We start from the raw sequence: 25,334 nt of genomic DNA on the forward strand, positions 1-25,334 counted from the left end.
AGCCAGCACCATTCGCCGCATTGCACCATGACGCGTCGCCCGCTATCGATCTCCCATCGAGAGAGGGATTTAAGCCATGCGCATTGAAGCCATAGCCAGCGGAAAGAACCCGCCTGAGGACGTCAACGTCATCATCGAGGTGCCGATCGGCGGCGAGCCGATCAAGTATGAGATGGACAAGGAAGCCGGCACGCTGTTCGTCGACCGCTTCCTGCACACCTCGATGCGCTACCCCGGCAATTACGGCTTCGTGCCGCACACGCTGTCGGGCGACGGCGATCCGATCGACGTGCTGGTCTGCAACACGCGCGCCCTGGTGCCGGGCTGCGTCATCAACGTCAGGCCGATCGGCGTGCTGATCATGGAAGACAATGCCGGCCAGGATGAGAAGATCATTGCCGTGCCGTCGCCGAAACTGACGCTGCGCTACGAGAACGTTACCGAATACACCCAGCTGCCCGACATCACGCGCCAGCAGGTGCAGCACTTCTTCGAGCACTACAAGGATCTCGAGCCCGGCAAATGGGTCAAGATCGAAGGCTGGCACGATTCCAAGTATGCCAAGAAGATGATCGTCGACGCGATCGAGCGGGCCAAGGCGAGCAAGTAGCCCAACTTCGTCATACCGGGGCGGAGCAGCCGCAAAGCGGCGTCGCGGAGACCCTGGTATCCATGCCGTGACGCCAGGCGACGTGTGCGGCGGAACGGAATTCTGCACCGCCGCGGCGGTGTTGATGTCGCGGCATGGATCCTCGGGTCTGCGCTGCGTCGCTACGCTCCTTGCTCCGCCCGTGGATGACGAAGCTACGGGTGCGATGCCCAATCTCCGCCGTGCTCAGTTATCCACTCGGCCGAAAGCCGGCACATTGCCGATGACGGTGCGCCTGTCCTTGCCGCAGGCGAAGATGCGTGCCTTGTCGTCGGCAAGCTTGCGCGCCTGATCGTTGGCGGTTGGATTGCCGGTGGCCAGCACCAGGCCGACGGTGCAGCCGTCGCGGGCGTCCATCTGGCCGACCTTGGCGACGAGCAGCACCTCGGTCGGCTTTTTCTCGTCCTCGGGATTGCTGATCGAGCGGCGATGGATGGCTGCATAGGGCACAGCCTTGTCGCCGGTGGTTTCGATGCGCCATTCGATCTTGGCTCCGGACGAATTGAAACCCGAAAAGCTCTCCCAGACCGTTGTCATGTCGCCGCCGGGGGGAAAGCCGTAGAACAGCGATTCACGGGCATCGTCATAGGCTATCAGTACGGGATAGCCGCGATAGCCCGAACAGGCGAGTTCGGCCCAGTCGCCGTCGCCTTCCTCGGCCTGCGCGTAGGTCACGCAATCCTTTTTCGAATCCAGATCGGTGTAGGCGCTGGAAATGCCGTCGGCTTGCGCAGCCTGACCCAGACCGACCAGAACAAGCGGGATCAGAATGGCACGCATGGCGGTCAATCTCCGTTGCAAGCTGCCGCAGCGTAGCGCCAAACGTTATTTCTTCAAGCTCGCTTCAATCAGCAGGTCGGCGTTGCGGGCGACCGCTTGCGCCGGGCCGCCGAGCCCGAACAGCTGGCCACTGATATAGGCGCCTTCGATCAGCAGCAGCAGGCCGTCGCCGAGCGTGTCAGGGTCTTGCGCGCCCATCGCAACCGCCATGGCGCGCAGGCGTCGGCGCAATTCCTGTTTGTTGGCCTCGCTGACCACACGGGCCGGATGGCTGTGGTCGGGATATTCGACCGCCGCGTTGGTCATGCCGCAGCCGCGATAGTCCGCCACTTGCGTGCGCTTGCCGATGCGGGTCAGGAAAGCCTTGATCTGTGCGCGCGGGTCGCCGGGATGAGCGGCAACCGCCTCGTCGAAACGCTCCCAATATTCAAGATCGTACTGCCTGAGATAGGAGGCGGCCAGTTCATCCTTGGACGGAAAGCTGCGATAGAGGCTGGGCTTGGTGACGCCGGCACGCTTGACGATCTCGTCGACGCCGATCGCCCTGATACCGCGCCGGTAGAACAGGTCATAAGCCACATCGAGGATCTTCTTGGCTGCTTTCGGCGGCGCCGACGCATGATCGTCGCTGATGGTCAGATCAATATTTTTGTCGGTTGGCATCGTGTGGCTCGATTGACAATGTTACCGATCGGTACGTATACATACTCCACCTGCAACGTACCGGTCAGTAACATGATAGCTCAATCCCGCCCCTTTGGCCAGCGCTACGCTTTCGTCGTGGTCGGCGTGATCTTCCTTAGCCTGCTGGTCGCGGCTGGCCTGCGCTCCGCACCCTCTGTCATGATGCTGCCGCTGGAGAACAGTTTCGGCTGGCGGCGCGACATCATCTCGCTGGCCGCCGGTGTCGGCATCCTGCTTTACGGCCTGACAGGGCCATTTGCCGCAGCCCTGATGGAGCGCATCGGGCTTCGCCGCACGCTGCTGGCCTCGCTGGTGGTGATGTCGGGCTCGACCGCGCTCAGCCTGCTGATGACCAAGCCGTGGCATCTGTTCATCACCTGGGGCGTGTTCTCGGGCATTGGTTCCGGTGCTGTCGCCAGCGTGCTCGGCGCGACCATCGTCAACCGGTGGTTCAAGACCAATCGCGGGCTTGTCATGGGATTGATGTCGGCCTCCAGCGCCTCGGGCATGCTGGTGTTCCTGCCGCTGATCGCCGCGCTGGCGCAGTCGGGCGGCTGGCAGCCGGTTGTCATTGCGGTCGCGATCGCGACCGCTGCCCTGATACCGCTGGTCTGGCTGCTGGTGCCGGAGCGGCCGGCATCGATCGGCATGGTGCGCTACGGCGCCGAGGCTGACGACGTGCCGCCCACTCCGCCTGCGTCACAGGGCAATTTTCTGGCGCATACGTTCTCGACGCTGCGCCGTGCCGCCGGCACGCGGGTGTTCTGGTATCTGTTCGCCACCTTCTTCGTCTGCGGCTTCACCACCAACGGGCTGGTCGGCACGCATCTGATCGCGTTCTGCGGCGACATGGGCATCGGCGAAGTGCAGGCCGCCGGCCTGCTGTCGATGATGGGCATCTTCGACCTGATCGGCACGACGTTGTCGGGCTGGCTCACCGACCGCTACGATCCGCGCAAGCTGCTCGGCGTCTATTACGGCATTCGTGGCCTGTCGCTGATCTATCTGCCCTATTCCGGCTTCTCGGCCACCAGCTTGATCATCTTCGCCGTGCTCTACGGCCTCGACTGGATCGCCACCGTGCCGCCGACGCTGCGGCTCGCCAACGAGGCGTTCGGCGACCGCAGCGGGCCGATCGTGTTCGGCTGGATCGTCGCCGGGCACCAGATCGGTGCGGCCGCTGCCGCCGCCTTTGGCGGCACCATGCGCGAGTTGCAGGGCAATTACGAACTGGCCTTCCTGATCGCCGGCATGACGGCAATCGCTGCCGCCTGTATCTCGCTGCTGATCAACACCAGCAAGCCGGCGTTCGATCCGGAGCCGCAAGCGGCTTAGGCGCGACGCTATCTCCCCCTCGAGGGGGAGATAGCCGCGAAGCGGCCAGAGGGGGTCGGTCCGACTGGGCTCGGCCTCTTGCGATAGAAGGAGGTTAGCGCTCCACGCGCGGCGACCCCCTCTGTCGCCTCTGGCGACATCTCCCCCTCGAGGGGGGATTACCCTGTTCATTGTTATCAAACCTTCATCATCCCGAGATGCGCCTGAAACATTGACGCTGGATTTTGGTGGCACCGTTCAAGCCATCCAGGAGACAGCCGTGAACAAGCTTTCGATGACCCGCCGCGCTTTCGTCACTTCCGCCGGCGCCGTTGGCCTGGCCGGCGTTTCCGGCCTGGCGCTGCCCTATTATTCGCGCGCCAATCAGCGGCCTTCCTTCACCCATGGCGTCCAGTCCGGCGATGTCGACGCCACCAGCGGCGTGGTGTGGACGCGCACCGACCGACCGTCGCGCGTCATGTTCGAGGTGTCGTCGACGGAAAATTTCGCCAATGCGACACGCCTGGCGCCGCTCGACACGTCGCCGGCCGGCGATTACACGGTCAAGCGGCTGCTCACCGACCTCGCTTCGGACCAGGATATCTTCTACCGCATGACATCGGCCGATCTCGCCGACATCAACGCCGTTTCGGAGCCGATCACCGGCCGTTTCAGGACGGCGCCAGCCTCGAAGCGCGACATCCGCTTTGCCTGGTCTGGCGACACCGCCGGCCAGGGCTGGGGCATCGATGAGACCGGCATGAAGACTTACGCCACGATCGGCAAGCACACGCCCGACTTCTTCCTGCATTCGGGCGACACCATCTATGCCGACGGCGCCATGAAGGACGAGGTCGACCTGCCCGGCGGCGGCAAGTGGAAGAACGTCGTGCTGATCGACGGCAAGCGCAAGGTCGCCGAAACGCTGGACGAGTACCGGGACCAGTGGAAATACAACATGATGGACAGGAACGTGCTCGGCCTGAGCGCCATCTGCCCGACCTTCTACCAGTGGGACGACCACGAAGTGCTGAACAATTGGTCGGATTCGAAGGACCTCAGCGCCGACAACCGCTACACGGAAAAATCCATCCACGTGCTGGCGGCCCGCGCGGCGCGGGCTTTCCACGAGATGACAACGATCCGCTACGAACCGTCCGAGCCCGGCCGCGTCTATCGCAAGATCGCTTATGGGCCGCTGCTCGACGTGTTCTTCCTCGACATGCGCTCCTATCGCGGCCCCAATGGTCCCGACATGCAGGATGAGATGACGCCGCAGTCGCGCATGCTCGGCGAGCAGCAGACGAAATGGCTGAAGCGCGAACTGGCGAATTCGAAGGCGACCTGGAAAATCATCGCCGCCGACATGCCGCTCGGCCTCGTCGTCTGGGACGACGGCACCAAGAAGGTTGGCGCCGAAGCGGTCAGCAATGGCGACAATGGCTTGCCAAAAGGGCGCGAGCTCGAGATCGCCGACCTGCTGCGCTTCATAAAGAATGCCGGCATCAGCAACACCGTCTGGCTCACCGCAGATGTGCATTACACGGCCGCGCATTATTACAACCCGGACAAGGCGCAGTTCCAGGAGTTCAATCCGTTCTGGGAATTCGTCTCGGGTCCGATCCATGCCGGCACGTTCGGTCCCAACGATTTCGACATGACGTTCGGTCCGGAGCTGAAGTTCATCAAGGCGCCGACCGCCGAACAGGGACAGAACCTGTCGCCCTCGGCCGGGCTGCAATTCTTCGGGCTCGTCGATATTTCAGGCGCCAGCGAGCAGATAACGGTGCGGCTGATGGATCGCGACGACAACGAACTCTACAAGGTGACGCTCGACCCGGTGCGGTCGGCGTAAGCGCGCTTCTCAACCCTCCCCCTTGTGGGGAAGGTCGGCGGCGGCTTCGCAAAGCGAAGCTGGCGAGACGGGGCGGGGGGTGAAGCGCTGACTAGTCCGGGTAGCAGACCATGGGAATATTCGGCCAGACGGCGCTGTCGCAGTTGGCGGCGTCCTGCCGCTGCTTGAAGGAGGCGCTGACCGGGCCGGTCACCATCGGGTCGACGCCGTCCGGTGCGTCGGCGAAAATCTGCTCGGCCGACTGTGCCTCTGACGGCAAGGCAGGCCGTGATTCCTTCATCGTCGCGGCTGACTGTGCGGCGTTGGCCGCCAGCAGGACGGCGAAGGCAACAGACGCGATGAGCGGCCAGAATCGGTTGAGTTTATCGGTCATGACGTTTGAACTGCCCGGGCCCCAAAGGGTTCCCGCCTTGGTTAACAAAATCATCTCACACGCAGATGCTTAAGATTTGATGAGTATTTGGTGACGCTCCTCCTCTTTCGCAACTGCGAAAAACCCTGTATGAGCCGCGCAACCGAAAGAGGCAGCGCCTTTTGGCCTGCTGCCTGCAACGCTTCCGAGACCAGAACATGAAAATCCGTAATATCGCGATCATCGCGCACGTCGACCATGGAAAGACCACCCTGGTCGACCAGCTTTTGAAGCAGTCCGGCTCCTTCCGAGACAATCAGCGCGTCGCCGAGCGCGCCATGGATTCCAACGACCTCGAAAAGGAACGCGGCATCACCATCCTGGCCAAGGCGACTTCGGTCGACTGGAAGGATACCCGCATCAACATCGTCGACACCCCCGGCCACGCCGATTTTGGCGGCGAGGTCGAACGCATCCTGTCGATGGTGGACTCAGCCATCGTGCTGGTCGACGCAGCCGAAGGGCCGATGCCGCAAACCAAGTTCGTCGTCGGCAAGGCGCTCAAGGTCGGCCTGAAGCCGATCGTCGTCATCAACAAGATCGACCGTCCGGACGCCCGTCACGTCGAGGTGGTCAACGAGGTGTTCGACCTTTTCGCGGCGCTCGACGCCACCGACGAGCAGCTCGACTTCCCGATTCTGTACGGTTCAGGCCGCGATGGCTGGGTTTCGGAAAATCCGGAAGGACCCAAGGACCAGCAACTGGGGCCGCTGTTCGACCTCGTCATCAAGCATGTGCCGGAGCCGACCGTTCATCCCGGCCCGTTCCGCATGATCGGCACCATCCTGGAAGCCAATCCGTTCCTCGGCCGCATCATCACCGGCCGTATCGAGAGCGGCACGCTGAAGGCCAACCAGCCGGTCAAGGTGCTGCATCATGACGGTACCCAGATCGAAACCGGCCGTATTTCGAAGATCCTGGCCTTCCGCGGCCTTGAGCGCCAGCCGATCGAAGAAGCGCAGGCGGGCGACATCGTCGCCATTGCCGGCCTGTCGAAGGGCACCGTCGCCGACACGTTCTGCGACCCGAGCGTGAGCGAACCGCTGCATGCGCAGCCGATCGATCCGCCCACCGTGACGATGTCGTTCCTGGTCAACGACAGTCCGCTGGCCGGCACCGAAGGCGACAAGGTGACCAGCCGCGTCATCCGCGACCGCCTGCTGCGCGAAGCCGAAGGCAATGTCGCGCTGAAGATCGAGGAATCGCCCGACAAGGATTCGTTCTTCGTCTCCGGCCGCGGCGAATTGCAGCTGGCCGTGCTGATCGAGACGATGCGCCGCGAAGGCTTTGAAATCGCCGTGTCGCGTCCGCGCGTCGTCATGCAGAAGGGCGAGAACGGCGAATTGCTGGAGCCGGTCGAAGAAGTCGTCATCGACGTCGATGAGGAGCATGCCGGCGTCGTCGTGCAGAAGATGTCCGAGCGCAAGGCCGAGATGGTCGAACTGCGCCCGTCCGGCGGCAATCGCCAGCGCATCGTCTTCCACGCGCCGACCCGTGGCCTGATCGGCTACCAGTCGGAGCTTTTGACCGACACGCGCGGCACCGCCGTGATGAACCGGCTCTTCCACGCCTATGAGCCCTACAAGGGTGAGCTGCCGGGCCGCACCAATGGCGTGCTGATTTCCAACGAACAGGGCGAATCGGTCGCCTACGCCATGTGGAACCTGGAAGATCGCGGCCCGATGGTCATCGATCCGGGCGTCAAGGTGTATCAGGGCATGATCATCGGCATCCATAGCCGCGACAATGATCTTGAAGTGAACGTGCTCAAGGGCAAGAAGCTGACCAACATCCGTGCCGCCGGCAAGGACGAGGCGGTCAAGCTGACGCCGCCGATCCGCATGACGCTGGAACGCGCCCTGGCCTGGATCCAGGACGATGAACTGGTCGAAGTGACGCCGAAGACCATTCGGCTGCGCAAGCTCTATCTCGATCCGAACGAGCGCAAGCGGTTCGAGAAGTCGTCCAAGGTGGTCGGCGCGGCGTAAGCTCTCTATTTTCCGACAGTCGATAGGGGCGGAGCAACCAGTGTTCCGCCCCTTTTTCGTTCATCCACCGGCAGCCGAGATGATGGCCTGCCGATCGGCCTCGCCGGCCAGATCGATGCGGATCGCGATTCCCGCGCGGGTAGGCTTGCGCAGGGCCTTTGCGCCATCCGGGTCAACGATGAGCAGCCGCCTCTCCTCCAGCGCCTGAAGCCGTGATCGCGAGATGCCGAGTTCGCCAGCGAGCAGCCGGTCGAGTCGCAGCGATGTCGGCATTTCCAGTCCAAGCTGGATCTCCAACACGGTCGCGGCTTCCCCGGTGTCGCCGAGCCTGCGCTTGTGAATGCTGACATCGGAGAACTCCTCGACGCGCCCGATCCGGTTGCGCAACGCGATTACATCGAAGGCATGACGGTGAGCGAGTGCAGGATCGTTGCGTTCGAGCGCCGCCAGCAGCGTCGGGTCGATGTCGCGGCGGTTGCAGCGCTCGAAAATGCCGAAATTCCAGGAGTTGTCGCAGTCGATGCAGCGATAGATCAGCCACACGTCGATGCGTTTGCCGTTGGCGTTGACGCGGAATTTCCCGCTGCTGCAATAGGCCTTCACAGTGCCGCAACGACTGCAGCTGATGAGCGGCCGAGGTGCGGTCTTGGGCGCGATTGCCCAGTGGATACGCTGGAGTCCAGACATGCCGATAAGCCCTTCCCGTCGGGAAGTTCATCAGGCCGGCGATGTCGAGATGCCCATGCGGGCGCGGCGTGGCGGTCGCTTGCTATGATCGGAAATCGGATGTCACGGGCGGCAGCGCGCAACAACGGTTCAGCAGTGCCAAACCGGTCTCGAACCGCCGCCCAGAAGAACACATGAAATGAAAACAGACACCGCGAATGCGGTGTCATGCAGTGTGTCGGGGGAGTTGACGAGACCGGCGGCTACGTAGGCAAAGTGACGCTCAAAATTGTTTCGCGGCGGCCTTTCTAGCCGCGAGATGCTGGACCGACAAGGGTCTTTTGTCGGTGCTACCGCAGCCGAGCCACTTGCGCTAATATCCGAAATCGAAGGTTTTCAACCAGAGACCCCGGTTATGCACCCCACCTCGCTCCTGATCTTCGCCGCCGCTTTGTTCGTTGCCGCCGGTTCGCCCGGCCCCTCGATCGCGGCGCTCGTTGCGCGCGTTATCTCGAAAGGGTTTCGCGACGTGTTCCCGTTCCTGCTCGCCATGTGGATCGGCGAGGGCATCTGGCTGTCGCTGGCGGTGTTCGGCCTGGCTGTCGTGGCGCAGACCTTCCATTTCGCCTTCGTCGTGGTGAAATGGGTCGGCGTCGCCTATCTCGCTTACCTCGCCTGGAAAATGTGGACCGCGCCTGTCGATGCAGAAGGGGGCGAGATGCCGCGCGAGGATTCTCCGGCAAAGCTGTTCTTCGCCGGCATGGCGGTGACGCTTGGCAATCCCAAGATCATGATGTTCTACCTGGCGCTGCTGCCGACCATCATCGACCTCGCTTCGGTCAGCATCGTCGGCTGGGTCGAGCTGACGGCGACCATGGCCGTGGTGCTGGTCGCCATCGATCTCGCCTGGGTGCTCGCCGCATCACAGGCGCGCAAGCTTTTGAAGAGCAAACGCGCCATGAAGATCGCCAACCGCGTCAGCGCGACGACGATGGCCGGCGCCGCGGCGGCGATCGCTGCTCGGTGACGTTCCCTCGCCCCGCTTACGGGGAGAGGGTGTCCCGAAGGGTCGGGTGAGGGGCAGCGCAAAGTTGGCCCTCCATTCACGGATGTTGGTGCCGCCCCTCGCCTGCCTGCCGGCATCTTCTCCCCGTAAAAAGGGGAGAAGAAAGCAAATTCACCGTGCCATGGCGTGGTATTCGTCGTTCGGGCGCATGTCGATTGCCGCGGCCACGCGGTTCGACATGTTGAAGAAGGCAGCGGTCGAGGCGATGTCCCAGATGTCGCGATCGGTGAAGCCGGCCTGACGCAGCGCGGCCCGGTCTGCCTCGACGATCTTGGCCGGCTCTTGCGTCAGCTTGACGGTGAATTCGAGCATTGCCACCTGCCTGGGCGAAAGATCGGCGGCGCGGAAATTCATCACCATCATTTCGCCGAGCGGCGGGTCGCCGGAGAGCTGGCGCACCGCCGCGCCATGCGCGGTCAGGCAATAGTAGCAATGATTGATCGAGGAGACGGCGACCGCGATCATCTCGCGTTCCAGCTTGGTCAGCCCGGACTCACCCAGCATCAAATCGTTGTACATGTCGGTGAAGGCGCGCAGCTTTCTGTCGTCGAAGGCATAGGCCCTGAGCACGTTGGGGACGAGGCCAAGCTTCTCCTCACATTTGGCGAAATAGGTTTTTGTCGCCTCGCTCAGCTCTCCCTGGCCAAGATCAAGCGGGCTGATTTTGCCGGTCATGGGTCATTTCTCCTCGTTGCGCGGCATCTTGTCGCCAAATTCCGATAATTCTTGGCAAGCCGTCAAACCTTTGTCGCCAAACAGCGGTCATCTGCTACCATAATCGTAAAAGCATTCGACGGGAGGGACGTGCGTCATGGCCAGCGTGAAATCCGCGAGCAAGCCGAAGAAAAAAGCCACGGCAGCGATTAAAGCGGAGGAAAGGCCGGCCAGGCTTGCAGACTATCTGCTCGCCCGCGCGCCAGCTGAAGACATTGCTCCCTACGATGTGGCCGACCTGGAGCGGGCTGCCGATCTCGCCGGCCAGGCAGTCGCCACTCACAGGAAAGGCGAGTGCGTCGTCGCCGTCGATGCCGATTCGGGCGTTGTGCGAGACGGCCGCCCGATGACGGTTGTCACGGTCGTCAACGACAACATGCCGTTCCTGTTCGATTCCATCCTCGGCGAGATCACCGAGACATCGGGCGAACCGACCCTGGTCACCCATCCGGTTATCGTGGTGCGCCACGGCAAGGGCGGCGTGGAAGAAATCCTCGGCGACGGCAATTTCGCCAAGGACGATGGCAGCCACGACCGGCTTAGCGTCATCCATGTCCACATCCCGCGGCTGACATCAGAGCAGGCGAGCGGATTGAGCGAGCGGCTGCGCAAGATCCTTGGCCAGGTTCATGCCGCCGTTCACGACTGGAGGCCGATGCTGGCCCGCCTCGATCAGGCGATCTCGGAATTCCGCTATACGGCCGTGCCGCTCGACAAGAAGAGCGTTGCCGAGGCCCTCGCCTTCCTGGAGTGGCTGCGCGACGACAATTTCACCTTCCTTGGCATGCGCGAGTTCAAATACACCGGCGGCGAAGAAAGCGGTACGCTGGAGCGCGCTGAAAAGCCCGGCCTCGGCATCCTGTCCGACCCCGACGTGCTGGTGCTCAGGCGCGGCACCGAAGCGGTGACGACGACGCCGGAGATCCGCGCCTTCCTGCATGGGCCGGAGCCGCTGATCGTCACCAAGGCCAATGCCAAGTCTTCCGTGCACCGCCGCATCTATCTCGACTATATCGGCGTCAAGACCTACACCGCCAAGGGCACGCTCGCGGGCGAATTGCGCATCGTCGGTCTGTTCACCTCGACCGCCTACACGCGCTCGGTGATGAAGATCCCGTATCTCAGGTCCAAGGCCGAAACCATCATCGCCAAGTCCGGCTTCGACCGGCACGATCACTCCGGCAAGGCGCTGATCAACGTGCTGGAAAGCTATCCGCGCGACGAATTGTTCCAGGTGCCGGTGCCGGTCCTGAGGAAGCACGCCGCTGCCATTCTGGGCCTAGTCGAGCGGCCACGCGTGCGGGCGCTGGTGCGCGCCGACCAGTTCGACCGTTTCGTCTCGATCCTCGTCTTCGTGCCACGCGACCGTTACGACAGCGTCGTGCGCGAGAAGATCGGCTCGTATCTGAAGACCGTATTCGAAGGCCGGCTGTCGGCCTACTACCCGGCCTTTCCCGAGGGCGGACTGGCGCGCGTGCACTTCATCATCGGCCGCTCCGGCGGCAAGACGCCGAAGGTCGAGCAAGCGACGATAGAGGCGGCGATCCGCGACATCGTGCGTACCTGGGAGGACGCCCTTTCCGATGCGGCCGAGGCCAGTGGCGGCGACCAGGCTTTGAAGGCGATTGCCGCGCGGCTGCCGGAAAGCTACCGCGATTCGTTCAGCGCGGCGGTGGCGCTGGCCGATGCCAGGCGCATTGCCAAGATCAGCGCCGGCAATCCGATCGCCATCGATTATTATCGTCATGCCGAGCAGAAACCGCATCAGGCGGCGCTGAAAATCTATCACCATGGCAGCCCGGTGGCGCTGTCGCGGCGGGTGCCGGTGCTAGAAAACATCGGCTTCCGCGTCATCAGCGAGCGCACCTTCGAGGTCGGCGACGACCAGTCAAGTTTGGTCTTCATTCACGACATGGAGCTTGAGAACAGCTACGGCAAGCCGATCGACCTGACCGATGGCGGCGCGCTGTTCGAGGACGCTTTCCTCTCTGTCTGGCGAGGCGATGTCGACAATGACGGCTATAACGGCCTTGCCCAGACCGCCGGCTTGTGGTCGGGCGAGATCACCATCCTGCGCGCCTATGGCCGCTATCTGCAGCAGGTGGGCATCCCGCAAAGCCAGGATTTCATCGCCGCCGCGCTCAATCGCTATCCCGACATAGCGCGGGGCCTGCATGCGCTGTTCATCGCCCGGCTTGGCCCGACAGCCGAGACCGAAGGCATGGTGGCCGCAAAGCACCTCAAGGCCAAGATCAAGGACGCGCTGGAGGATGTGCCGAACATTGATGACGACACCATCATCCGGCGCTATCTCAATCTGATCGAAGCCTCGCTGCGCACCAATCATTTCGTTGCCGATACGAAAGAGAAAGGCCAGTCGCTGGCGATCAAACTCGATTCGCACGCGGTCGAGGGTTTGCCGGCGCCGCGGCCGTGGCGAGAGATCTTCGTCTACGGTTCCGAGGTCGAAGGCCTGCATCTGCGCTTCGGTCCGGTGGCGCGCGGCGGCCTGCGCTGGTCCGACCGCGCCCAGGACTACCGCACCGAGGTGCTCGGCCTGGTCAAGGCACAGCAGGTCAAGAATGCCGTCATCGTGCCGGTGGGGGCCAAGGGCGGCTTCTATCCGAAGAAGCTGCCGATGAGCGCCGGTCGCGACGCGATCTTCGAGGCCGGCACCTCAGCCTACAAGAATTTCGTCTCCAGCCTGCTGTCGATCACCGACAATATCGGTCTCGACGGTGTCATCCCGCCGGCCGGCGTCATCAGACGCGACCCGGACGATCCGTATTTCGTCGTTGCCGCCGACAAGGGCACGGCGACCTTCTCCGACACCGCCAACGCGATCTCGGAGAAGCACGGCTTCTGGCTCGACGACGCCTTCGCCAGCGGCGGCTCTGCCGGCTATGACCACAAAAAGATGGGCATCACCGCCAAGGGCGCCTGGGAAGCGGTCAAGCGGCACTTCCGCGAGATCAACCGCGATATCCAGACCTCGTCCTTCACGGTCGTCGGGGTTGGCGACATGTCGGGCGACGTGTTCGGCAACGGCATGCTTTTGTCGCCGAAAACCCGGCTGATCGCCGCCTTCGACCATCGCGACATCTTCATCGACCCCGATCCCGACATGGCAGCCTCGATGGCCGAGCGCGAGCGCATGTTCGCGCTGCCGCGTTCGAGCTGGCAGGACTATGACAAGACGAAACTGTCGGAAGGCGGCATCATCGTCTCGCGCAACCAGAAATCGATCACCTTGCCGGCGGCGGCGGCGGCGGCGATCGGCCTGGCCAAGACCACCGCCACGCCGGTCGAGATCATGACCGCCATCCTCAAGGCCCCTGTCGATCTCCTGTGGTTCGGCGGCATCGGCACCTATCTGCGGGCATCGACCGAAACCAACGCCGAAGTCGGCGATCGCGCCAACGATGCCATTCGCATCACCGCGCTCGATGTCCGGGCGAAAGTGATCGGCGAGGGCGCCAATCTCGGCGTCACGCAGCGGGCGCGCATCGAGTTTGGCCTGAATGGCGGCCGCTGCAATTCCGACGCCATCGACAATTCGGGCGGCGTCAACTGTTCCGACCTCGAGGTCAACATCAAGATCGCGTTGGCATCCGCCATGCGCAAGGGATCGTTGACGCGCCCGGCACGCAACAAGCTGCTGGCCGAGATGACCGACGAGGTCGGCTCGCTGGTGCTGTCCAACAACTACCAGCAGACGCTGGCGCTTTCGATCGCCCGCAAGCGCGGCCTCGCCGACATCGCGCATCAGAGCCGTTTCATGACGGCGCTGGAGGCGCGCGGCCTGCTCGACCGCACTGTGGAGACGCTGCCGTCGCCGGCAGCGCTCGCCGAGCGCGAAGCGCGTGGCGAACCGCTGACGAGAGCCGAACTCGGCGTGCTGCTCGCCTATGCCAAGATCGTGCTGTTTTCCGACATCGTCGCCAGCGACGTGCCTGATGACGCGCATTTCAACCGCGACCTGATGGGCTATTTTCCCGACCGGATGGCGAAGAAATACGCCACTGAGATCCATGGCCACCGGCTGCGCCGCGAGATCATCACGCGGGTCGTCGCCAACGACCTGGTCAATCGCGGCGGCCCGTCCTTCGTCAACCGGCTGCAGGAAGCCACGGGGCGCACCGCCGCCGACGTGGTGCGGACCTTCGCCTTGGTGCGCGACGGTTTTGCCTTGCCGGCGCTCTATCGCGAGATCGACGCGCTCGACAACCAGATCGACGGCCAGGTGCAACTCGATCTCTATCAGATGGTCAGCCGCCTGATCTACGTGACCAGCGGCTGGTACCTCAAGAACGATGCCGGCACGGCACCCCTCGGCCAGCGCATCGCCGAGCTGCAGGAAGCACGCAAGGCGCTGGAACCGAAGCTCGTTGCGCTGCTGCCGGCTTTCTCGCGCGAGCGCATCGAGGAGAAGCGGCACGGGCTGTTCAAGAGCGGCGCGCCAGAAGGGCTGGCCGGGCAACTGGCGCTGAGCGAGGTGGCGGAACTTATCCCCGACATCGCGCTGACGGCGCGCACCGCCGGCGCCGATATCGTCGCCGCGGCCAAGGCGTTCTTCGCCGTCAGCGATGCCTTCCGCATCCCGCGTGTCGAGGACGCCGCACGCTCGATCACGCCTTCGGACTACTATGATCAGCTTGCACTGTCGCGCGCCACCGACACGATCGGCGCGGCACGGCGCGGCATCGCGGTGGCGGCACTCACCGGCCACGCCAAGACGGCCGATCCGGTGGTTGCCTGGCTGGACGCCGGCGGCGAGCGGGTGGCGCGCATCCGCGAGCGGCTGCAGGCGCTGACCGAGGGCGGCGACATCACCGTGTCGCGGCTGTCGGTGGCGTCGGGGCTGATGAGCGATCTGACGGGGATGTGAACCGCCGACGATCACCACACGCATTACCGGATGCGTGTGGCTCTTTTCGAATGCCATCCGCTTCGAAACCGGCGTTCAAAAAGCTCACCAGGAATGTTTGAGCGTGCCGACGATCTTCAGCCGGTCGCCGTAAAATTCGGTTCCGTAATAGCTGGTTGTCAAATACTTCCGGTCGAACAGGTTCGTTGCGTTCAGGGCCAACGTCACGTCCTTGGTCATCTTGTAGCTGATCGCCGCATCCACCAGTGCGTAGCCGCCAATCGAAGTCGTGTTCGCGTCATCCCCGTAGGTTTGTCCGATATAGCGCACGCCTCCGCCGATGGTCAGGTCGCCACGCCGTCCCTCCTCGGGTAGCGTATAATCAACCCAGGCCGAAGCCAGGTGGCGAGGGACACGCTGCGGCCGATTGCCGGCATTTCCTCCAATACCGTCTTCCAGGATCTCGGCATCCCAGTAGGAATAGGCAAGCGTCAGGTTCAGGTTTTCCGCAATGGCGGCCTTGCCCTCGAGTTCGATGCCGCGGACGCCAACCTTGCCGATCTGCTGCTGGACAACAGGCGTGACATAGGTGGGAACATTGGTTTGGGTAAGGTCGAAGACCGCGGCCGTGAACAGGCCGTCGAAGCCGTCGGGCTTGTACTTGATGCCTGCCTCATACTGCCTGCCCTCTTGAGGCTTCAGCGAACCCGAGACCGCATATCCGTTGGCGCTTGGCGCCACGAGCGGCTGGAAGCTTTCCGAATAGTTGGCGTAGACCGCGAGATTCGGGGTGAATTTGTAGGTCAGGCCGGCGCGCTTGGTGAAGGCGGATGCCGTGTCGTCGTCCTGCGTTCCCGAGTCGAGATAGTCCGCCGTCGTATGCACGCGGTCCCAGCGCCCGCCGAGAGTGACGATCCAGCGGTCGTCAAACGTCAATTGCTCCTGGGCATAGACACCGACCGCCTGTTGCTTGACCCGCCAGTTCACGTAGGGGCCGAGATTGATGCAGGACAGACCGCAATAGGTCGGATTGTCGATGTCGATGGGACCGGCGGTGCCGAAGAGAATGTTTTCACGGGTATTGTCGTTGGCGTAGTCGACGCCGACAAGCGTCTTGCTGTCGATCCCGCCCCAGCCCGTATCGTATTGCAACTGATTGTCGAAGGCATAGCGGTTGGACAGGCCATCGACGGAAAATGCTGTGCGGTCCGCCGTGGGGTCAAGCGACGCGCCGTAGACCTCGGCGTAGTCGAGGCTCAAATGCGTGTAGCGGGCATTGGAGCGGAAGGTGAGGTTCTCGTTGAACTCGTGCTCGAACTGGTAGCCGAGATCGACCTGCTCCGTGTTGAAGCGGTTGAAATCCGGCTCGCCCAGGAATGTGCCGATGTCGATATTGCCGCCAGCCGGGGTGCCGCGTGCGCCTGTGCCATCTCGCTTGTAATAGTCAGTCAGGATGGTGAGCGACGTTCCTTCCTCGGGCTTGATGGTCAACGCGGGCGCGATGTAAAGCCGATCGTCGTTGGAATAATCCCATCCTTGATCGCCATCCTTGGCCAGCCCGGTGAGCCGATAGGTCCACACCCCATCGGGGTCGATCGGCCCGCCAAAATCAACGCCAACCTCCTTGGTACCGTCGCCATAGGACGTGTAAATCTCCCCCTGCTTCTGGTCCAGCGGCCGCTTGGTGATGGCATTGACCAGCCTGCCAGGGCCGTTGAGACCAAAAAGCGTCGATGTCGATCCCTTCAGGACCTCCACGCGCTGAAGTCCGTAAGGCTCGAGACGGCTGGCCGTGAACCAAGCGGGGATGCGCGCCGTGAGACCATCGCGATAAGTGCCGAGCGATGTCTGGTCGAAACCGCGGATACGAATATAGTCGTATCGGTCATCGTTGCCGAACTCGTCGGTGAGGACGCTGGATGTATAGGCCACGGCCTGCTGGAGGCTTTCGACATGGCGTGCCTCCAGTTCCTTCTGGGTAACAACTGAAACCGAGGCGGGAACGTCGACGATGGGCGTGTCGGTCTTGGTGCCGGTCGCCGTATCCTCGGCGACGATCGTTTGATCGGGCCCGACAAGGCGGTCCGACTTGCCGGTGACGACGATGGTTTCCAGTTGAGTTGCATCGTCCGGCGAAACCACTTGGGCCCGGCCGGCCCCCACCACTCCAAAAGATGCCGCTATCAAGGCACTGCTCGCAATCAATCGCCTTGCCTGAGTGCGCGACAATGCCTGTCGACCAATCGTCATCTCTTATTCCCTGTCAGACCAATATCGAGCCGTTCGACCGGCGACTTTCCGGCCCTGCGCGAGCGCAATTAGTCAAACTGGATAAAAAGAGTCAACTTAAATAATCAAGAAATTCGCGCCGGCGGCAATCGCTGCGAAGCAGGGGGTGGAGGACGGCGCCGGACCTTCGGTCCGACTTCCCCACGAGAAAAAATAGGGCTTGGTCGCGCGTCGCGGACGAAAGCCAATTGCTGGGTTTTCGAACAACGAACGCCCCGGCAGGGGCAAGGGACGGCACCAAGCTTGGTTCATTGCATGAGCGCATGAAACATGCAGACATGGCGCCCGATACGGAACGGTGCCCGGGGGATCATCATGACGGTAGAAACAGTGCAGCGTGCGTCCGGGCGCGGCATCTGGGGATGGATGTTGTTCGACTGGGCGGCGCAGCCGTTCTTCACCGTCGTCACCACCTTCATCTTCGGGCCTTACTTCGTGTCGCGGATGGCGAGCGATCCGGAAACCGGGCAGGCGGCCTGGGGCTACGGCATTGCCGCAGCCGGCCTTGTCATTGCAGTGCTGTCACCGATCCTCGGCTCGATCGCCGACCAGACCGGACCGCGCAAGCCGTGGATCGCATTCTTTGCCGCGGTCAAGATCACCTGCCTTTGCATGCTTTGGTTCGCGGCCCCCGGTTCGAACCTTTTCCTGGTCGTGCTGTTCTTTTCGCTGGCGTCGGTGGCGGCGGAGTTTTCGACCGTGTTCAACGATTCGATGATGCCGCGCCTGGTGCCGAAGAGCGAGATCGGCCGGGTTTCCAACATGGCCTGGGGCCTTGGCTATCTCGGCGGCATGATCGTGCTGGTCTTCGTCGTCGCCTGCCTGGCCGGTTCGCCTGAGACCGGCAAGACGATCATCGGCATCGACCCGCTCTTCGGGCTCGACCCGAAGCTCGGCGAGGACGCGCGCGCAACCGGGCCTTTGTCAGCCGGCTGGTACTTCCTGTTCATCCTGCCGATGTTCTTTTTCACCCCCGACGCCATCAAGGGCCTGCCGATCGGTCCGGCTGTCCGAGAGGGGTTGGCGGAGCTGAAAGTGACACTGGGCGAGGTGCGCAAGCGCAGCGGCATCTTCCGCTTCCTGGTCGCCCGCATGATCTATCAGGACGGCGTCAACGCGCTGCTGGCGTTGGGTGGCACCTTCGCCGCTGCGATGTTCCACTGGTCGATCACCGAGATCGGTATTTTCGGCATCATTCTCAACGTCGTCGCCATCTTCGGCTGCCTGGTTGCAGCCCGTCTCGATACGGCGCTTGGCTCAAAAACCATCGTCATGATCTCGCTGGTCCTGCTCAGCATCGCCACGATCGGCATCGTCTCGACCGGGCCGGGCTATACGTTGTTCGGCCTCTGGACGATGCCTGGACCGGACAGCGGCGGCCTGTTCGGCACGGCAGCGGAAAAAGCCTACATCTTCTTCGGCCTGTTGATCGGCGTGGCCTTCGGGCCGGTGCAGGCGTCGTCGCGATCCTATATGGCGCGCAGCGTCACGGCGGCAGAATCCGGCCGCTATTTCGGCATTTATGCGCTGGCCGGGCGGGCGACCAGTTTCCTGGCGCCGTTCATGGTCGCGTCGGTCACCCTGGCCAGCGGCTCGGCGCGGCTCGGTATGGCGGTGATCGTGCTGTTCCTGGGCATCGGCATGGCGATCCTGGTCAAGACGCCCTATCCGGCGGACCGGCCGGTGGGATAGGAGCGCCTCTTTCCTTCTCTCCCTGTGGGAGAAGGTGGCCTCGCGAAGCGAGGTCGGATGAGGGGTGTTCCAGGGAACACCAACGTCTCACTTCGCTGGACACCCCTCAACCGTCTCGGCGCTACGCGCCGATCCACCTTCTCCCGCAAGGGGAGAAGGAAGAAGTGCGTCAATGCCGGAAATGCCTGATCCCCGTAAACACCATGGCGATGCCGTGCTCGTCGGCAGCGGCGATGACGTCCTTGTCGTTCATCGAACCGCCCGGCTGGATGACGGCGGTGGCGCCGGCGGCGATCGCCGACAGCAAGCCATCGGCGAAGGGGAAGAAGGCGTCGGAGGCGACGACCGAGCCCTTGGTCAGCGGTTCGGCGAGGCCGGCGGCCTCGGCGGCGTCGAGTGCCTTGCGGGCGGCGATGCGTGAGGAATCGACCCGGCTCATCTGGCCGGCGCCGATGCCGACGGTGGCGCCGTCCCTGACATAGACGATGGCGTTGGATTTGACGTGCTTGGCGATGCGGAAGGCGAATTTCAGGTCGGCCATTTCGGCTGGCGTCGGCGCCCGCGTGGTCACCACTTTCAATTCGAGGTCGTCGACGACGGCGTTGTCCCGGCCCTGGACGAGCAGGCCGCCGGCTACGGATTTGACCGTCGTGCCCGGCGTGCGCGGGTCCGGCAGCCCACCGGTGACCAGCAGGCGCAAGTTCTTCTTCGCCGCCACGATGGCCGCTGCCTCATCGGTGGCGCCGGGCGCGATGATCACCTCGGTGAAGGTTTTTACGATCTCTTCCGCCGCCTCGGCGTCGAGGGTGCGGTTGACGGCGATGATGCCGCCGAAGGCCGAGACCGGGTCGCAGGCCAGCGCCTTGGCGTAGGCGGCTTTCAGCGAGTCGCCTTCGGCAACGCCGCACGGATTGGCGTGCTTGATGATGGCGACGGCGGCGGAAAGGTCGGGGTCGAACTCGCCGACCAGTTCGAAGGCGGCGTCGGTGTCGTTGATGTTGTTGTAGGATAGCTGCTTGCCCTGCAGCTGGCGCGCCGTGGCGACGCCCGGGCGCTTGTCGTCGTTGACGTAGAAGCCGGCGCTCTGATGCGGGTTCTCGCCATAGCGCATCACCTCGACCAACCTGCCGCCAAAGGCGCGCCATGTCGGATGTTCGATCTCGAGCGCCTCGGCGAACCAGCCGGAGATCGCCGCGTCATAGCTGGCGGTGCGGGCAAAGGCCTTGGCCGCCAGCTTCTTGCGGAAATCCAGCGAAAGCGAGCCGATGTTCATCTCCAGCGCATTCAGCACCGAGGCGTAATCGCCGGGGTCGGTGACGATGGCGACATAGGCGTGGTTCTTGGCCGAGGCGCGGATCATCGCCGGCCCGCCAATGTCGATGTTTTCGACGATCGACGCGTAGTCGGCGCCGGAGCGGCGGACCTCCTCGAACGGATAGAGATTGGAGACGACGAGATCGATCGGCTCGATGCCGTATTTGCGCATTGCCGCGGAATGCTCCGGATCGTCGCGCACGCCAAGCAGCGCGCCATGCACCCCAGGATGCAAGGTCTTGACGCGGCCGTCCATGATCTCGGGGAAACCGGTGAGCTCGGAGACGTCGCGCACCGGAAGGCCCGCGTCAGCGATCGCCTTTGCCGTGCCGCCGGTCGAGACCAGCTCTACGCCTGCGGCTGCCAGCGCTTTGGCGAAATCGATGAGGCCGGTCTTGTCGAAAACGGAGAGCAGGGCGCGACGCACGGGAACAAGGTCTGGTGCGGGAATGTTCTTGGCGGCGACGGCCATGGGCTGGCAGCCTTTCACGACTGGTGTGATGGATGCCCGCGCCCGTAGCACATGCCGTCCGGAAATCAAACCGGCGGTCAGGTGGGGCAAGGCAACGAATCCGTATTAAAACGAAAAACCCGCCTGTGTGGCGGGTCACTGGCGCAAATCAGCACCATGGGCGAATTTATACCATAGCTGAGGTCACCGAGTCAAGAAAAAATTCCTATCGCTGCCGACGCAAGCTGCCGATGCCGCCGAACTGGTTGTCGTCAGGCCTTCTGTTAACCTGCGTTGGAAGCCCTGCCAGGAGGATCAGTTGTTTTCCGGATGACCGGCGATGCTGGTGCGCGTCAGCTGCCAGTGGACTTCGGCGATTTCCGAGGCCTTGAAGGCAAGCACGATCTGGCGGCTGCGGCGCGGGCCGCCAAGACCGGCGAAATAGATCGATTCCTCGACTTCCGGCACCACTTCGGCTGCTGTGAACACCCAGGTATCGGCCTGATCGGCGGCCAGCACCAGGCGGTCATGCTCGTCCTGCAAAAGGTTGATGTCGGGGTGGACATGGAAGCGGACGGTGACGAAGTCGCGGCCATTGTTGCGGATCGCTGCATTGCCGGGCCGCTGGAAGCGGTCGCGGCCGGCCAGCACATTGCCGTTCGACGACAGCTTCAGCTCGCGCTCATGCAGGAAGCCGAAGCGAGGGACATAGCCGTCATGGCGGGCGATGAAGCCCTGGATGCCCTTCTGGTCGGTGCGCTTGCACTGCACATGCTGCGGGCCGCCGATCAGCGGCGAACCGAGCAGGTCGTTGACACGCAGCGAATGGCTGAAGCGCGCCGACGAGGTGTCGTTGATGGTGGCGGTCGAGTGCGCGGCGGTGGCGCGCGCCAGCGGCCGGAATTCAGCCGCGCCATAGGTGTCGATGCCGGCATTGACGATGTAGTGCTGGCGGCCGGACGACAGTTCGAAGGCAAGGCAGCTGGCGTGTGCGGCGTTGGACACATCGACCGGCGGCGGCGGGCCGGTGTCGGCGATGACCGTGGTGCCGCCCATCGACAGGCGCTCATAGCCGGAATGCGGCGCATGCAGCAGCGGCGCGCCAGCGGTGTCGTCGTGGCGCAGAATGGTGGCGATGCGGTCGTGGATGGTGGCGCCCATGCCGTTGAAGCGAGCGAGGCTGCCATCCTGATGGCGAAAGAAGCGCAGCGCCGGCAGCATGCGGTCGATGGCGCCGATCAGCGCCTGCGGCGGCGTTTCCGCCTGGTTGGCATAGGTCTGGCGCAGCGGCAGAAGGTCGGCGAGAATTTCCAGGACGACCATCGGATTGCGCGAAATATGCCCGCCATCGGCGAGGATCTGGCGGTCGAGTTCCTCGGCAAGATTGCGGGTCGCGCCACGCAGCGCCGATGCCGGCGCCGGCAGGGACAAGGCAGCGAAGGCGAGCGCGATGCGGGCCCGCAGCCTGTCCTTGCCGTCGGGCATTTCGCGCGCCATCGACCTGAGGTAGCGGATCTGGATGGCTACCGATTTCAGGAAGGCGCGGTAGAAAGGGAACTCGGCGCCCTGCAATACGACCGAGGAGTGCTGCAACCAGGCGATGATGCGCTTGGCCGTCGTGCCGGGCTCCCAGGCGATGCCGGAAATATGGCTGCCATGCATGGTGATCCAATCGGAGACCAGGGCGCGGGCATTGGCGGCGGCAAGCTCGGTGCCGGCGGCGCGCATATGGCGCAGCCAGCGAAAGCCGTGCAGCGTCTTCTGCCAGCCGTGATTGGGCACGCTGATCTGGAAAGGCGACTTGCCGCCGGTCTCGACGAGATGCCCCGACAGGGGATAGCGGCCGTAATAGATCTCGAGTGCGATCTGCGGGTCGGCGAGGCGCAGGTCCGGCGGCGCGATCAGCACACGTTCCGGCGTGCGGCCGGAATAGCGCCAGCGATAGATAGGCCCGGCGCGCAGGCGCCGGCGCGTTTTGCGCCAGAACTCCTTCGCGACAAGCGTCCACAGACGCGTCGTGCTGCTGGCAGCAAGTGCCAAAACCCCTCCTGATCGTCCTCTACCCCGGCGCCGAGTCTACATGATTGCACGATTCGTGCGAAGGCGAATTCCACGACCCCACGCCGGTTCACCTGGCTTTGCCCCCGATCCTACCCCTAAAAGTCAGTAAATCCGGGCAATTCAATCGCTAGCCGGCTCGCCGCATGCGAGCGGCGAAGAAACCATCGAGGCCCGAGCGTTCCGGCGCGCCGAGCTCCAGGTCGGCGGGCGTGGTGCGCAGCGTGCCTTGCGGCGTCAGGAACGGATCGATGCCGGCGATCTCGCCTTGCCGCAACGGATCGTTGGTGACTTCAGGCGTGCCGGCCAGAAAGGCGCGATAGAGATCCTCGCCTTCGAGCGGATCGAGCGAACAGTTGGAAAAGACGATCCTGCCGCCGGGCTTCACCAGCGTGACGGCGCGGGCGAGCAGCCTGCGTTGCAGGTCGGCCAGTTTTTCGACATCGGCCGAAGTCTTGGTCCATGGCACGTCTGGATGCCGCCGCACCGTGCCGGTCGATGAGCAGGGCGCGTCGAGGAGCACGGCGTCGAACAAGTCCTTCGGCTCGTATTTGAGCAGGTCGGCCTGGACGATTTCGGCGGACAGGCCAAGACGGTCGAGATTCTGCGTCAGCCGCACGAGCCGGTTTTTCGAGGTGTCGACGGCGGTGACCTTCGCGCCGGCAACGATCAGCTGCGCGGTCTTGCCGCCGGGCGCGGCGCAGAGATCGGCAACCCGCAATCCCGTGACATCGCCGAACAGCCGGGCGGGCAGGCTGGCCGCGGCGTCCTGGACCCACCAGGCGCCCTCGGCAAAGCCAGGCAATTCAGTGACAGGACCGACAAGATTCTCGACTCGCACCGTGCCTGTCGGCAGGACGATACCGCCAAGTTTTTCGGCCCAGAGACCGGGATCGGCCTTGACCGAGAAGTCGACCGGCGCCTCAACGCGATGCGCGTCGAGGATCTGTCCGGCCTTCTCGTTGCCGTACGTGGTCTTCAGCCGATCGGAAAACCACTTTGGCGCTTCGTCGGTGGCGGCAAGGGCGGCAGGCAATTCCGTTTCCTTGGCACGTGCCAGTGTGCGCAGCACGCCATTGACGAGGCCGGAGAAGCGCACCGTGCGCGGATCGGACTTGGCATGGGTCACCGCAATGTCGACGGCGGCGCTGTCGGGAATATCGAGGAACAGGATCTGTGCCGCCGCCACATGCAATATGTGCGACAAAGCGGTGGCATTAGGCGGCAGCGGCTTTTCCAGGCGCCGCGCCAGCAGCCCTGATATGGTCATGCGATAGCGCAGCGCGGTCACCAGGATGGCGCGGACAAGGCCGCGATCGCGCAAGTCGAGCGCCTTGTATTGCGGGTGGCCGTTTTCGTGATCGGTCAGCCCATCAAGCGGGGTCCTGGCATCGATGACGGCGGCAAGCAGGCGCGCCGCCGCCTTGCGTGCGGCGAGCCCGGCAACGAAGTCGCCGCCGTCCCTGTGTTCCTGATCACCTGAAACCGTGCGTCGTGGTCCTCTGTCCGCCACGCTCACGACCACCGACCCTTGGGCCCGGTCGGATTGCGACCCCATGGGTTGGATTTGGGCTTGGCGGGCTCCGCCGGCTGCTCGGGCTGCGCTGCCTCGCCCCACGGGCCGGATGGCCGCGGTTGATCTGCCTGCCGTGGCGTCGACGCCTGGCGCGGGGCGGCCTGGGTTTCGCCTTGCATCTGCTGCGCCATCGCCTGCAAGGCTGCGATGCGGTTCTCAGTGGCGGGGTGGGTAGAGAACAGGCTGTCCATGCGCTCGCCGTGAAGGGGATTGATGATGAAGAGATGCGCGGTCGCGGGATTGCGCTCGGCATCGGGGTTGCGGATGCGTTCGGCGCCGCGGGCGATCTTGTCAAGCGCCGATGCCAGCCAGAGTGGGTGTCCACAGATTTCAGCGCCACGCCGGTCGGCCTCGTATTCGCGGGTGCGGCTGACCGCCATCTGCACGACCATCGCTGCAAAGGGCGCTACGATCATCGCCGCCAGCACGCCGACAAAGCCGAATGGATTGTTGTCGCGATTGCCACTGAAAAAGAAGGCGAAATTGCCGAGCATCGAGATGGCACCGGCAAAGGTGGCGACGATCGTCATGGTGAGCGTGTCGCGGTGCTGCACATGGGCGAGCTCGTGCGCCATGACGGCTGCGACCTCTTCAGGCGTCAGCGCCTGCAACAGGCCGGTGGAGGCAGCAACCGCCGCGTTCTGCGGGTTGCGGCCGGTGGCAAAGGCGTTCGGCTGCGGGTTGTCGATCAGATAGGTCTTCGGCATCGGCAGGCCGGCCTGTTTGGCCATTGCCTGGACGATGGCGTAATATTCGGGCGCGTTCCTTTCGTCGACCTCGACGGCACGGTTCATCGACAGCACCATCTTGTCGGCATTCCAGTAGCTGAACAGATTGGTGCCGGCCGCGAACAGGAAGGCGATCATCATGCCGCCGGTTCCGCCGATCAAAAAGCCGACGCCCATGAACAGCGCCGTCATCGCGGCAAGAAGCATGGCGGTGCGGATGGTGTTCATCGT

General features: G+C 63.6%; 17 protein-coding genes. 7 read left to right on the forward strand and 10 right to left on the reverse strand.

The window, feature by feature from the left end; translation table 11 throughout:
* Positions 1 to 76: 76 nt before the first annotated feature.
* Positions 77 to 610, forward strand: coding sequence for an inorganic diphosphatase (ppa, locus tag NKJ67_RS06135; protein ID WP_013528997.1), 534 nt, complete (start codon positions 77 to 79; stop codon positions 608 to 610).
* A gap of 225 nt (positions 611 to 835) precedes the next feature.
* Here ppa and NKJ67_RS06140 read toward each other — a convergent pair whose 3' ends face one another.
* Both NKJ67_RS06140 and NKJ67_RS06145 read right to left on the reverse strand, forming a co-directional pair.
* A complete protein-coding gene (locus NKJ67_RS06140) occupies positions 836 to 1,429 on the reverse strand; it encodes a hypothetical protein (RefSeq protein ID WP_352580818.1) in 594 nt (197 codons plus the stop codon).
* Positions 1,430 to 1,474: 45 nt separating this feature from the next.
* Positions 1,475 to 2,092, reverse strand: a complete 618-nt coding sequence (locus NKJ67_RS06145; protein WP_127267937.1) for a TetR/AcrR family transcriptional regulator — start codon at positions 2,090 to 2,092, stop codon at positions 1,475 to 1,477.
* A gap of 72 nt (positions 2,093 to 2,164) precedes the next feature.
* Between NKJ67_RS06145 and NKJ67_RS06150 the strand changes: the two genes are divergently transcribed.
* Both NKJ67_RS06150 and NKJ67_RS06155 read left to right on the forward strand, forming a co-directional pair.
* On the forward strand, positions 2,165 to 3,448 hold the full coding sequence (locus NKJ67_RS06150) for an MFS transporter (protein ID WP_127267938.1): 1,284 nt from the start codon (positions 2,165 to 2,167) through the stop codon (positions 3,446 to 3,448).
* A 274-nt stretch (positions 3,449 to 3,722) separates the two neighbouring features.
* Complete coding sequence (locus NKJ67_RS06155; RefSeq protein WP_502905183.1) at positions 3,723 to 5,282, forward strand: alkaline phosphatase D family protein; 1,560 nt, start codon at positions 3,723 to 3,725, stop codon at positions 5,280 to 5,282.
* 91 nt (positions 5,283 to 5,373) lie between these two features.
* On the opposite strand, the gene NKJ67_RS06160 is transcribed toward NKJ67_RS06155, so the two are convergent.
* A complete protein-coding gene (locus NKJ67_RS06160) occupies positions 5,374 to 5,655 on the reverse strand; it encodes a hypothetical protein (protein WP_245481835.1) in 282 nt (93 codons plus the stop codon).
* Between the two features lie 197 nt (positions 5,656 to 5,852).
* On the opposite strand from NKJ67_RS06160, the gene typA reads away from it, so the two are divergent.
* The gene (gene typA, locus NKJ67_RS06165; RefSeq protein ID WP_023811726.1) at positions 5,853 to 7,682 is read left to right on the forward strand and encodes a translational GTPase TypA; all 1,830 of its coding nucleotides are present in this window, start codon (positions 5,853 to 5,855) and stop codon (positions 7,680 to 7,682) included.
* A 60-nt stretch (positions 7,683 to 7,742) separates the two neighbouring features.
* Here typA and NKJ67_RS06170 read toward each other — a convergent pair whose 3' ends face one another.
* On the reverse strand, positions 7,743 to 8,369 hold the full coding sequence (locus NKJ67_RS06170; protein ID WP_127267941.1) for a DUF1062 domain-containing protein: 627 nt from the start codon (positions 8,367 to 8,369) through the stop codon (positions 7,743 to 7,745).
* Between the two features lie 394 nt (positions 8,370 to 8,763).
* On the opposite strand from NKJ67_RS06170, the gene NKJ67_RS06175 reads away from it, so the two are divergent.
* Positions 8,764 to 9,375 (forward strand): LysE family translocator, encoded by a 612-nt coding sequence (locus NKJ67_RS06175; RefSeq protein ID WP_127272477.1) that lies wholly within the window; start codon positions 8,764 to 8,766, stop codon positions 9,373 to 9,375.
* Between the two features lie 150 nt (positions 9,376 to 9,525).
* Here the strand turns inward: NKJ67_RS06175 and NKJ67_RS06180 are convergent, their stop codons facing one another.
* Positions 9,526 to 10,089, reverse strand: coding sequence for a peroxidase-related enzyme (locus NKJ67_RS06180; protein WP_352580820.1), 564 nt, complete (start codon positions 10,087 to 10,089; stop codon positions 9,526 to 9,528).
* 136 nt (positions 10,090 to 10,225) lie between these two features.
* On the opposite strand from NKJ67_RS06180, the gene NKJ67_RS06185 reads away from it, so the two are divergent.
* Positions 10,226 to 15,016 (forward strand): NAD-glutamate dehydrogenase, encoded by a 4,791-nt coding sequence (locus NKJ67_RS06185; protein ID WP_352580821.1) that lies wholly within the window; start codon positions 10,226 to 10,228, stop codon positions 15,014 to 15,016.
* 84 nt (positions 15,017 to 15,100) lie between these two features.
* Here the strand turns inward: NKJ67_RS06185 and NKJ67_RS06190 are convergent, their stop codons facing one another.
* The gene (locus NKJ67_RS06190; RefSeq protein ID WP_352580823.1) at positions 15,101 to 17,245 is read right to left on the reverse strand and encodes a TonB-dependent siderophore receptor; all 2,145 of its coding nucleotides are present in this window, start codon (positions 17,243 to 17,245) and stop codon (positions 15,101 to 15,103) included.
* Between the two features lie 354 nt (positions 17,246 to 17,599).
* On the opposite strand from NKJ67_RS06190, the gene NKJ67_RS06195 reads away from it, so the two are divergent.
* On the forward strand, positions 17,600 to 18,976 hold the full coding sequence (locus NKJ67_RS06195; protein ID WP_352580824.1) for an MFS transporter: 1,377 nt from the start codon (positions 17,600 to 17,602) through the stop codon (positions 18,974 to 18,976).
* Positions 18,977 to 19,145: 169 nt separating this feature from the next.
* Here NKJ67_RS06195 and purH read toward each other — a convergent pair whose 3' ends face one another.
* From purH to htpX, 4 genes are all read right to left on the reverse strand, one after another.
* Complete coding sequence (gene purH, locus NKJ67_RS06200) at positions 19,146 to 20,762, reverse strand: bifunctional phosphoribosylaminoimidazolecarboxamide formyltransferase/IMP cyclohydrolase (RefSeq protein ID WP_352580825.1); 1,617 nt, start codon at positions 20,760 to 20,762, stop codon at positions 19,146 to 19,148.
* A 294-nt stretch (positions 20,763 to 21,056) separates the two neighbouring features.
* Positions 21,057 to 22,781 carry a heparinase II/III family protein gene (locus tag NKJ67_RS06205; protein ID WP_352580826.1) on the reverse strand — a complete coding sequence of 575 codons (1,725 nt, stop codon included), beginning with the start codon at positions 22,779 to 22,781 and terminating at the stop codon, positions 21,057 to 21,059.
* A 148-nt stretch (positions 22,782 to 22,929) separates the two neighbouring features.
* Positions 22,930 to 24,357 carry an RsmB/NOP family class I SAM-dependent RNA methyltransferase gene (locus tag NKJ67_RS06210; RefSeq protein ID WP_502905177.1) on the reverse strand — a complete coding sequence of 476 codons (1,428 nt, stop codon included), beginning with the start codon at positions 24,355 to 24,357 and terminating at the stop codon, positions 22,930 to 22,932.
* On the reverse strand, positions 24,315 to 25,331 hold the full coding sequence (htpX, locus tag NKJ67_RS06215; protein WP_127271031.1) for a zinc metalloprotease HtpX: 1,017 nt from the start codon (positions 25,329 to 25,331) through the stop codon (positions 24,315 to 24,317). Before htpX ends, NKJ67_RS06210 begins: the two co-directional genes overlap by 43 nt.
* Positions 25,332 to 25,334: the final 3 nt, after the last annotated feature.

It is taken from the genome of Mesorhizobium sp. M0088 (assembly GCF_040322895.1).
Classification (GTDB): Bacteria; Pseudomonadota; Alphaproteobacteria; order Rhizobiales; family Rhizobiaceae; genus Mesorhizobium.

Excerpts from the sequence above, each read along its gene's own strand:
- ppa (WP_013528997.1), top strand. The coding sequence starts at position 77 with ATGCGCATTGAAGCCATAGCCAGCGGAAAGAACCCGCCTGAGGACGTC.
- NKJ67_RS06140 (WP_352580818.1), bottom strand. The coding sequence starts at position 1,429 with ATGCGTGCCATTCTGATCCCGCTTGTTCTGGTCGGTCTGGGTCAGGCT.
- NKJ67_RS06145 (WP_127267937.1), bottom strand. The coding sequence starts at position 2,092 with ATGCCAACCGACAAAAATATTGATCTGACCATCAGCGACGATCATGCG.
- NKJ67_RS06150 (WP_127267938.1), top strand. The coding sequence starts at position 2,165 with ATGATAGCTCAATCCCGCCCCTTTGGCCAGCGCTACGCTTTCGTCGTG.
- NKJ67_RS06155 (WP_502905183.1), top strand. The coding sequence starts at position 3,723 with ATGACCCGCCGCGCTTTCGTCACTTCCGCCGGCGCCGTTGGCCTGGCC.
- NKJ67_RS06160 (WP_245481835.1), bottom strand. The coding sequence starts at position 5,655 with ATGACCGATAAACTCAACCGATTCTGGCCGCTCATCGCGTCTGTTGCC.
- typA (WP_023811726.1), top strand. The coding sequence starts at position 5,853 with ATGAAAATCCGTAATATCGCGATCATCGCGCACGTCGACCATGGAAAG.
- NKJ67_RS06170 (WP_127267941.1), bottom strand. The coding sequence starts at position 8,369 with ATGTCTGGACTCCAGCGTATCCACTGGGCAATCGCGCCCAAGACCGCA.
- NKJ67_RS06175 (WP_127272477.1), top strand. The coding sequence starts at position 8,764 with ATGCACCCCACCTCGCTCCTGATCTTCGCCGCCGCTTTGTTCGTTGCC.
- NKJ67_RS06180 (WP_352580820.1), bottom strand. The coding sequence starts at position 10,089 with ATGACCGGCAAAATCAGCCCGCTTGATCTTGGCCAGGGAGAGCTGAGC.
- NKJ67_RS06185 (WP_352580821.1), top strand. The coding sequence starts at position 10,226 with ATGGCCAGCGTGAAATCCGCGAGCAAGCCGAAGAAAAAAGCCACGGCA.
- NKJ67_RS06190 (WP_352580823.1), bottom strand. The coding sequence starts at position 17,245 with ATGACGATTGGTCGACAGGCATTGTCGCGCACTCAGGCAAGGCGATTG.
- NKJ67_RS06195 (WP_352580824.1), top strand. The coding sequence starts at position 17,600 with ATGACGGTAGAAACAGTGCAGCGTGCGTCCGGGCGCGGCATCTGGGGA.
- purH (WP_352580825.1), bottom strand. The coding sequence starts at position 20,762 with ATGGCCGTCGCCGCCAAGAACATTCCCGCACCAGACCTTGTTCCCGTG.
- NKJ67_RS06210 (WP_502905177.1), bottom strand. The coding sequence starts at position 24,357 with ATGGGGTCGCAATCCGACCGGGCCCAAGGGTCGGTGGTCGTGAGCGTG.
- htpX (WP_127271031.1), bottom strand. The coding sequence starts at position 25,331 with ATGAACACCATCCGCACCGCCATGCTTCTTGCCGCGATGACGGCGCTG.